The organism is Pseudonocardia adelaidensis (assembly GCF_039543345.1).
Lineage (GTDB): Bacteria > Actinomycetota > Actinomycetes > Mycobacteriales > Pseudonocardiaceae > Pseudonocardia > Pseudonocardia adelaidensis.
The window spans coordinates 1-528 of sequence record NZ_BAABJO010000111.1; the positions used below are offsets into that span (position 1 = coordinate 1).

The following is a 528-nucleotide window of genomic DNA, read 5'->3' on the forward strand; positions in this document are numbered from 1 at the left end:
AGTACGATCATTGTGATAATTACCTTTCCGTTCATTCTTTTCTTTCTGCTTAAGGATGGGAAAAGGTTTAAGAATTACAGTGTTAAACTTCTGCCTCCGAAATACCGGGATGATGCCAACCAGATTTTAAAAAATATGGACACTCAGGTCGGTTCCTATATTCAGGGACAAATTATTGTGGCGCTATGTATCGGCGCATTGCTTTATATCGGCTATCTGATTATTGGATTGGATTATGCTATAACTCTAGCTATTATTGCAGGTGTATTAGGCGTAGTTCCTTATTTGGGGCCAATAATTGCCATAACCCCAGCAATTATCATCGCGTTGGTACAGTCACCATTTATGCTGGTTAAGCTGGCTATTGTCTGGGCAATCGTCCAGTTTCTTGAGGGTAACTTTATCTCGCCGAATATTATGGGGAAAACCATGCAAGTACACCCATTGACAATTATTCTTGTCCTGCTTGTAGCGGGGAAACTGTTTGGTATTGTCGGAATCATACTAGCAATACCGGGATATGCAATT

The 528-nt window shown here is 40.5% G+C and carries 1 protein-coding gene; it reads left to right on the forward strand.

Features of this window, described 5'->3' with window-relative positions; translation table 11 throughout:
• Positions 1–12 precede the first annotated feature (12 nt).
• On the forward strand, positions 13–528 hold a 516-nt coding region (locus ABEA81_RS42470), incomplete at its 3' end, for an AI-2E family transporter (RefSeq protein WP_345613748.1).